General features: G+C 72.4%; 4 protein-coding genes. 1 reads left to right on the forward strand and 3 read right to left on the reverse strand.

Annotated features, from left to right (window positions below):
• The 3 genes from hemA to FRW57_RS19670 all read right to left on the reverse strand — a co-directional run.
• Positions 1 to 1,057 (reverse strand): glutamyl-tRNA reductase (gene hemA / locus FRW57_RS19660; RefSeq protein ID WP_152186839.1); only part of this gene is annotated, 1,057 nt, incomplete at its 3' end.
• Entirely contained in the window at positions 1,054 to 1,731 is a 678-nt protein-coding gene (locus tag FRW57_RS19665) for a redox-sensing transcriptional repressor Rex (protein ID WP_238384655.1), read from the reverse strand. The genes FRW57_RS19665 and hemA, both read right to left, overlap by 4 nt.
• A gap of 190 nt (positions 1,732 to 1,921) precedes the next feature.
• Positions 1,922 to 2,170, reverse strand: coding sequence for a glutaredoxin family protein (locus FRW57_RS19670; protein ID WP_137121399.1), 249 nt, complete (start codon positions 2,168 to 2,170; stop codon positions 1,922 to 1,924).
• A 96-nt stretch (positions 2,171 to 2,266) separates the two neighbouring features.
• On the opposite strand from FRW57_RS19670, the gene FRW57_RS19675 reads away from it, so the two are divergent.
• Positions 2,267 to 3,077 (forward strand): HAD family hydrolase (locus FRW57_RS19675; RefSeq protein WP_152186840.1); only part of this gene is annotated, 811 nt, incomplete at its 3' end.

Genomic DNA, 3,077 nt, shown 5'->3' on the forward strand with positions numbered 1-3,077 from the left:
CGTCGGCGGCGCGGGAGCGCAGCGCCGCCACGGTCGGCGCGACCGACTTGGCCCGGCGGCCGGCCAGGAAGGCGCCGACCTCCCCCACGACGAGGTCCTCGACGGCCTGCACGGGGGGAGCGGTGCTCGAGTCGTCGAGCAGCTGCCCGACCTCGCGGAGGCCCACGAGGGTGATGCCCGCGAGGTGACCCACCTCGGGGTCGACATCGCGCGGAAGGGCCAGGTCGACATACACCTGGTGGCGGCCCGAGCGGGCGGTCTGCGCCGCGGTCACCGAAGCCGCGTCGATGACGTGTCCGACCGCCCCGGTGCACGAGATGACCAGGTCGGCGTCGGTCAGGGACTCGGCCAGGGCGCCCCAGGGGCGGGCCGACCCGCCGGTCGCGGTCGCGAGGCGCTCGGCGGTGGCGGCGGTGCGGTTGAGGATGACCAGCTCGCGAGCGCCCCGGCGGGACAACGTCATCGCGGCCAGGCTGCTCATCGACCCGGCCCCCACGACCAGCACCCGCTGCTGCGAGAGCGGCCCGAGGGTGGTCCCCGCCCGCTCCAGTCCCGCCTCGATGAGCGACCCGCTCACTCGGTCGATCTCGGTCTCGGCGTGGGCGCGCTTGCCCACCCGCAGGGCGTGCTGGAAGAGGTCGCCGAGGATGGAGGAGATGCTCTGCTGCCGCTGGGCACTGCGCAGCGCCTCACGCAGCTGGCCGAGGATCTGCCCCTCGCCGACGGCCATCGAGTCCAGGCCGCAGGCGACCGAGAAGAGGTGGGCGATCGCGCGGTCCTCGTAGTGCACGTAGAGGTGCTCACGCAGCCGCTCCATCGGCACCGACGTGGCACGCGACAGGGCCTCGCCGATCTCGCTCACCGCACCGTGGAAGGTCACCGCGTCGGCATAGACCTCGACCCGGTTGCAGGTGGCGACCACGACGGCCTCGCCGACGCTCTCGGCACGGTGCACGGTGTCGGCCAGTTGCGCGGCTCGCTCGGACGACAGCGCGACCAGCTCGAGCAGCTCGAGGGGCGCCGACCGGTGTGACAGCCCGAGGACCAGCAGACTCACGGGGCAACCTCCTCCAGGCCGAGGCCAGAGGCGAGGGCCTTGCGCTGTTCGTGGAACGCGAGGATCTGCAGCTCGGTGGACAGGTCCACCTTGCGCACGTCGACCTCGTCGGGCACCGCGAGCACGCACGGCGCGAAGTTCAGGATGGCGTGCACCCCGGCGGTCACCAGCCGGTCACAGACCAGCTGCGCAGAGTGCGCCGGGGTCGTGATGACGCCGATGGACAGACCTTCGGCGGCGAGCCGGTCGAGGTCGTCCAGCGCGCGGACGGTGATCCCGGCGACGGTGTCCCCCACCACGGCGGGGTCGTCGTCGACGAGCGCCACGATGCGGAAGCCCTTGGTGACGAAGCCGGAGTAGGCCGCGAGGGCGCGGCCCAGGTTGCCCATCCCGATGATGGCCACCGAGCGGTCCTGGGTGAGCCCCAGCTCACGGGAGATCTCCGCGGCGAGCAGGTCCACGTCATACCCGACGCCACGCACGCCGTAGGAACCGAGGTGGGACAGGTCCTTGCGCAGCTTGGCCGAGCGCACGCCCGAGGCGGCCGCGAGCTCCTCGGAGGAGACCGATCCGATACCCTGCCCGGCGAGGCTGCTGAGCGCCCGGAGATACTCGGGCAGACGCGCCACGGTGGCGTCGGGTATCCCACGACGAGCGGCGGGGTCGGCGGTCACTGGCGCACCGGCTCCTCTCTGTCGATTTAGGGCGCCATACCAAACGCCCGAACCGGAGGAATGAGGTCCCCCCCAGAGTAGGTCTTTGTGAACGTGCGCACAAAGTCGCGCAAACCCGGGCACTTCTGATAGGTGCGGCTCCGGGCCCCGCACGACACGCCGACGGCCCGGGTCGGCTGGAGCGGGCGTGTCAGCCGGACAGCGCCGACCGCAGCCGGTCCTCGTCCACCCGCCAGTAGTCGTGCTGCCGGCCGTCGACCAGGGTGACCGGGATCTGCTCCGCATAGCGCTCCCGCAGCGCCGGGTCGTCGAGGATCGACAGCTCGGTCCAGCCGACCCCCAGGTCGACGGCGACCCGCTCGATCACCTCCCGCGCCTGGTCGCACAGGTGGCACCCCGGCTTCCCGATGAGGGTCACGCGCGGCTCGTCGTCACTCATGGTCCTCAGCGTAGGTCGCCTCGGCCACCGGGCCCACCTCCGTGCCCGTATGCCGTGATCGGCCGCACGCCTTCGCCCTGACCTACGCTGAGCCCCATGCAGGGCGAGGCGCAGGAACAGCGGGAGCGCGTCGTCGCGCCCGGCGCCGAGGCCCTCGAGGTCTCGCCCACGATGGCGCCGGAGCTGGACGACGCCCTGGCGGTGCCACCGAACCCCCGTGCCGCGGCCTTCTTCGACGTGGACAACACGGTCCTGCGGGGGGCGAGCATCTACCTCCTGGCCAAGGGCCTGTGGCAGCGCGAGTTCTTCACGCTGCGCGACGTGCGGGCCATGGCGTGGAAGCAGCTGAGCTTCATCGTGCGCGGGGAGAACCTCAAGCACGTCCACCAGATCCGGGAGCAGGCGCTCGCCTTCGTCGCCGGGCACTCGGTCTCCGAGATCACCGGCATCGGCGAGGAGGTCTACGACGAGGTGATGGCCGCCAAGATCTGGCCGGGCACCCGTGCCTTGACCGCCATGCACCTCGACGCCGGCGAGGAGGTGTGGCTGGTCACCGCGACGCCGGTGGAGGTGGCCGCGGTCATCGCGCGCCGGCTCGGCCTCACCGGAGCGCTCGGCACGGTCGCGGAGAGCGTGGACGGCGTCTACACAGGGCGTCTGGTCGGCGACCCGATGCACGGACCGGCCAAGGCCACGGCGGTCGCCGCGCTGGCCGCGGAAAAGGGCTTCGACCTGGCCGAGTGCTCGGCATACTCCGACTCCGCCAACGACATCCCGATGCTCTCGCTCGTGGGGCACCCGTGCGCGGTCAACCCCGACGCGGCCCTCCGGACGCACGCCGTGAAGCACGGGTGGCGGATCCGCGACTACCGCACCGGCCGCCGGGCCGCCCGGCTCGGTGGGCAGG

Source organism: Segeticoccus rhizosphaerae, from assembly GCF_009192725.1.
GTDB lineage: Bacteria > Actinomycetota > Actinomycetes > Actinomycetales > Dermatophilaceae > Segeticoccus > Segeticoccus rhizosphaerae.